The sequence below is a fragment of the Psychrobacter sp. genome (assembly GCF_036731945.1).
Taxonomy (GTDB): Bacteria; Pseudomonadota; Gammaproteobacteria; order Pseudomonadales; family Moraxellaceae; genus Psychrobacter.
Window position 1 is genome coordinate 1 of record NZ_DAINDI010000081.1, and the last position, 4,860, is coordinate 4,860.

General features: G+C 42.0%; 6 protein-coding genes and 1 pseudogene. 5 read left to right on the forward strand and 2 right to left on the reverse strand.

Annotation, left to right across the window (positions count from 1 at the left end):
* The 5 genes from V7D75_RS12985 to V7D75_RS13005 all read left to right on the forward strand — a co-directional run.
* The coding region (locus tag V7D75_RS12985) for an HAD-IC family P-type ATPase (protein WP_333614889.1) at window positions 1–587 on the forward strand (587 nt) is incomplete at its 5' end.
* A 220-nt stretch (window positions 588–807) separates the two neighbouring features.
* On the forward strand, window positions 808–1,110 hold the full coding sequence (locus V7D75_RS12990; protein ID WP_333614890.1) for a hypothetical protein: 303 nt from the start codon (window positions 808–810) through the stop codon (window positions 1,108–1,110).
* A 39-nt stretch (window positions 1,111–1,149) separates the two neighbouring features.
* Window positions 1,150–2,556, forward strand: coding sequence for a TonB-dependent siderophore receptor (locus V7D75_RS12995; protein WP_333614891.1), 1,407 nt, complete (start codon window positions 1,150–1,152; stop codon window positions 2,554–2,556).
* Window positions 2,540–3,016: a TonB-dependent receptor domain-containing protein gene (locus V7D75_RS13000; RefSeq protein ID WP_333614892.1), complete on the forward strand. Its 477-nt coding sequence runs from the start codon at window positions 2,540–2,542 to the stop codon at window positions 3,014–3,016. The genes V7D75_RS12995 and V7D75_RS13000 overlap by 17 nt, the downstream gene beginning before the upstream one ends.
* 105 nt (window positions 3,017–3,121) lie before the next feature.
* The gene (locus V7D75_RS13005; RefSeq protein WP_333614893.1) at window positions 3,122–3,865 is read left to right on the forward strand and encodes a siderophore-interacting protein; all 744 of its coding nucleotides are present in this window, start codon (window positions 3,122–3,124) and stop codon (window positions 3,863–3,865) included.
* 144 nt (window positions 3,866–4,009) lie between these two features.
* Here the strand turns inward: V7D75_RS13005 and V7D75_RS13010 are convergent, their stop codons facing one another.
* Together V7D75_RS13010 and V7D75_RS13015 are read right to left on the reverse strand one after the other, a co-directional pair.
* The gene (locus V7D75_RS13010) at window positions 4,010–4,378 is read right to left on the reverse strand and encodes a hypothetical protein (RefSeq protein ID WP_333614894.1); all 369 of its coding nucleotides are present in this window, start codon (window positions 4,376–4,378) and stop codon (window positions 4,010–4,012) included.
* A 261-nt stretch (window positions 4,379–4,639) separates the two neighbouring features.
* Window positions 4,640–4,860: pseudogene (locus V7D75_RS13015) on the reverse strand (hypothetical protein); the annotation flags it as partial.

A 4,860-nucleotide genomic window follows, 5' to 3' on the forward strand; every position in this document is an offset into this window, starting at 1 on the left:
AAAGCCGTGAAGTGCTAGGCTTGGTAGCGTTACGAGATGAGTTGCGAGAAGATGCGCAACAAGGTGTGGCACAACTTAAAGCGATGGGCGTGCGCTCTGTTATGCTGACAGGCGACAACCGTCTAACCGCGCAGGCGCTTGCCAATCATTTAGATGTCGAATGGCAAGCCGAGCTATTGCCCGAAGATAAACTGCGTCTGCTAAACGAGATGAAGGATAATTATAAAATAGCGATGATAGGCGATGGTATCAATGACGCGCCAGCGCTAGCAACGGCAGATGTCGGTATTGCAATGGGCGGTGGTACGGATGTCGCTATTGAAACGGCTGACGTCGCCTTGTTGAAAAGTCGCGTGACCGACGTCGCTCATTTGATTGCCCTGTCGCGCGCAACGCTCTCTAACATTCATCAAAACGTGATTTTTGCGCTGGGCCTAAAAGCCGTGTTTCTAATCACTACTGTGTTGGGTATCACTGGTTTATGGATTGCTGTGTTGGCTGACACTGGCGCAACGGTGCTGGTCACGCTTAATGCTTTGCGATTATTACGCTTTAAAGGTGCTCCGTCACTTGATGAAAGGGAATAATTGCCAGGTTTTTAAACAATCACTCGCACCTTTTCTCAATGCAGCCATCATTAGTATTTAGAGGTACTACTAAGGCTAATATTTGAAATACGAAATTTAAAGCAAAAAATCACCTTTTTTAATGATAACAATAATCATTAGTGTTATAATTATTTCCGTATTGAACATTCATATCTTTTAACTCAAAACCCTCAACTACTTCTATCTGAAAGGAAGTACGATGCCGTCTCTTTTACGTTCCGAATCTGCCCGAAAAAAACAATTAAAAATGGCAGTCAGGATTGGCTTATTAATGAGTATTAGCCATGCTGCATACGCTGAAGAAACGGCAAATAGTATTGAAGACGACCAAAATAAAAATGAGAATATTGCTACGGTTAGTTCGAACCCAGCGACGACCTTAGATACTATTACGGTCTACGCTGACAGCTACCGCAGTACAGGCACCAAAACTGCATTAGACCCTAACGATGCTCCAATGAGCTATAGCAGAATCAATCAAGAACTATTACAAAAACGCTAAGCAGACAGTGTCAATGCAGCGTTACGTTATGAGCCCGGCGTGAGTACTGAGAGCCGCGGTACTGTATCTATTTTTGATGAATACAACATTCGCGGTTTTAAGACTTACTCCAATTTTTATGATGGATTGCGCCTCCCCTATGACGGCGCTTGGAACCTGATGCCGCAAGTAGACATTTATGCGACTGAAGCGGTAGAAATATTAAAAGGCCCAGCATCCTCACTTTACGGCTATGCTGCTCCAGGTGGCATGGTCAATCAGGTCGCCAAAACGCCAAAAAATACCCAAGAGTCTGAAGTACAGTTGCGCTTTGGCAATCAAAACCTCAAAGAAGTGGCAGTCGATACGACCGGCCCTATTTCAGATACGCTCAATTATCGCTTGGTGGCATTAAAACGTAAAAAAGAGGGTCAGATGCAGACCACAGAAGAAGAACGCACTTTAATTAATCCGTCACTTGAATGGCTACCGACAGAAGATATCTCCGTACTTGCCAATCTTTTTTATCAAGACGACCCAGAGATGGTGCCTTCTACCCCGCTGCCGGCTGTTGGGACAGTTTACAATGCTAGCTATGGCAAGCTAGATAGTGATGCCTACGCAGGAGACGAATGGAATCATTTTAGCAAAGAAGTTCTGATGCCAAGTGTGACTGTCAACTGGGCTATCAATGACAAATTAACCTTTAAGCATATCCTACGCTATACCGATGCCGAAGCGCAGCAGCGCAATATGTACAATCAAGAAGGGTTTATCACGGGTAGCGACAAGATTTTAAATCGTGTGGCCTATACCACTGATGAAAAGATGAACAACTGGACCACAGACAATCAGCTGGCTTATCAGTTGGATACTGCCAATACCTCGCACAATTTATTATTCGGTGTGGAATATCAAGAAACGGACAGTAGCGCCACTTATTACGATGCTGGCGCAGATGGCACCCCCAACCTTGATTTCTCCAAACCCGATTTCTCACAAATCAATACTGACACTTTACCATTAGATATTTATCGACAGAAACAAGACATCGAACAAAGCCAGCTGGGATTTTATGTACAAGATGAGATGCAGTGGCAAGATTTGACAGTGGTGGCAGGATTACGTCACGACAATTTTGACAGTACCACCGAGCAAACCGAAGCCTCTAAAGGTGCTGTTTATAGTAACAAAACGATTGATAACAGCGCATCAAAAACCAGTGGTCGCCTTGCTGCCATTTATGACTTTGATAATGGCTTCTCTCCTTATGCCAGCTATTCACAGTCGTTTCAGCCTGTTGTCGGTAGCAACTTCGTTACTAACAAGGCATTTGAGCCCACCACCGCTGACCAGTTAGAAGTTGGTATCAAATATCTGTCCCCAGATCGTGCCACCCAAGGAACGTTGGCGGTGTTTGATATTACGCAAAAGAACGTCGTGGTGGCTGATGAAATCAGTTTATAGAAGTCAAACTCAAACGGGTGAAATTACCTCTAAAGGCTTCGAGGTTTCAGGCAGCCACATGCTAAGTGATTGGGTAGATATTGCTGCAAGCTACAGCTATACCGATGCTGAGATTACCGAAGATGAATTCAACCCTGACGTGGTCGGCAATACGCCAGCACAAACCGCTAAACACAAAGCGACATTGTGGGCAGACTACTACGCCACAGATAAGCTTACTCTCAATGCAGGCGTTCGCTATGAAGACGGCATGCAACTTGATAAGCAAAATTCAGACGATCTGCCAAGTGTGACATTGGTAGATATTGGTGGCAGCTATCAAATCAATCCAATGCTCACTGTTGGCGCTAGTATCAATAACCTGTTTGATAAAACCTATGTCGGGACTTGCTACGATAGTAATAACTGCTGGATGGGGCCCGAGCGCCAGATGTCCGTCAGTCTAAAGGCCAACTTTTAAACAATATAGAGCTTATCATTACTAGAGAATGTCGATTTTCTATACTGGCGTTATCTAAACTGATAACTTAAAAAATGAAACACTTAAATTAAGAAAGGCATTAAAATGGCAAAACCTGCTCCAAGAACATTGAATGTTGTTCGTACCAAATACATCACACCACAGATGTACCGCGTCACGCTTGGCGGCACAGGCTTGCTTGACTTTCCAAAAGATCAAGAAAGCGCTTATATCAAACTCATATTTCCTCAAGACCATGGGGCTCGGCCACTAATGCGCACTTATACCATTAGTGGACAACGTGAGGATGAAATAGATGTCGATTTTGCTTTGCATGACGCTGAAGGGCCTGCTTCAATGTGGGCACGTAACGCCCAAGTGGGTGAGCAAATATTGGTCGGCGGCCCAGGACCAAAGAAGCTGATTAACCATGATGCAGATTGGTTTTTATTGGTTGGTGATATGACAGCGCTACCAGCCATTAGCGTCAATCTTGCCCAGCTACCTGCTGATGCCTGCGGCTATGCAGTCCTTGAGATCACCAGTGAAGCGGATAAGCAACTACTCAAAAAACCAGACAACGTTGACATTCACTGGGTGATCAACTCACATCCAAATACCGAAAGCAGCCCATTACTTGAAAGGGTTAAAACGCTTACGTGGCTAGCAGGCCAGCCTGCGGTGTGGGCAGCATGTGAATTTCATAGTATGCGCGCCCTGCGCCATTACTTTAAAACATACTTTTCAATACCAAAAACGCATTTATACATATCCAGCTATTGGAAAGTCGATAGCACGGAAGACCAGCATAAAATTGAGAAACAGAAAGATGCAAAAAACCTAGCATAATATGCTATTTAAACTCAAAAATTGAAGGTTGTACTAACAACAATTTGTGAGCTATGAGTATTAAGTTTCTGACATGAGCTCCACTCATTGTTGGGCTAGGTTACCGGAATTGGGATTTGTTATGGCTTACTAACCATAATCCAGTTAAGAAAATATGCTATAGAGTATGACAGCAATAAGCAAAAGGGACGATATATCATCACCCAGTATTATCAATTTATGCCAAGTTTTACCTTTGTTATTATCTTGCATAGTGGAGCTACTATTGTAATGACTTATAAAATCATCATCACTTATAGAGTATGTTTTTTTCGATAAAGATATTTTTTGATCTAGATTTATAGGTATGACAACTTGCTTCAAAGCTGCTAAAAATACTCCTAGCCATAATAAGATGTTCGGTATATCTCTATCTACAAAAGAGGCTATGAAAAAACCAAAACTTAGGATTAAAGCCACAATAAAAAGCTTTCGGTAACTTCCTTTTGGGTAATCTAGGACAAATTTCCGCATCAAAAATCCTAATAAATGAACGTATGTTTATTTAGAATATTGAATAGTAATGTTAGTGATAATTATTGTCAATAAAGATATCCATAGTATCCTAAAGATACGGTACCCTAGTGAGGACTTGAACCTTCGGCTGTAAGCTAATGGTATCAACGGTTTTTCTCACTGAAATAGTCGCAGTGTACTTCATAGTGTACATATACTAGATTTTTCAATAACCTCTATGTCTGAGTTCATTAAGAGTAGAGAAAGGTAATGAGCAAACTATTTATTTAGCCAAGAAAAAAGTCCTTTTTTCTTCTTTTTCTCACTAGCTACCCTCATACGTTCCTGCCACATATTAATCCAATCTTTTTGCGGTTGTTTATAATCAAACTCTGTCATAAAATTATAAGGTTCAGAGTAGCTTGGTAAAGGCTTAAATTCTATGAGTTCTTTGGGTGTAATTGGACTGTTTATATCTAAATCATAGCCATGTATTGCTG

What these genes read in the sequence shown, in the direction of transcription:
- V7D75_RS12990 (WP_333614890.1), top strand. Translation starts at nt 808, where the DNA reads ATGCCGTCTCTTTTACGTTCCGAATCTGCCCGAAAAAAACAATTAAAA.
- V7D75_RS13000 (WP_333614892.1), top strand. Translation starts at nt 2,540, where the DNA reads ATGAAATCAGTTTATAGAAGTCAAACTCAAACGGGTGAAATTACCTCT.
- V7D75_RS13005 (WP_333614893.1), top strand. Translation starts at nt 3,122, where the DNA reads ATGGCAAAACCTGCTCCAAGAACATTGAATGTTGTTCGTACCAAATAC.
- V7D75_RS13010 (WP_333614894.1), bottom strand. Translation starts at nt 4,378, where the DNA reads ATGCGGAAATTTGTCCTAGATTACCCAAAAGGAAGTTACCGAAAGCTT.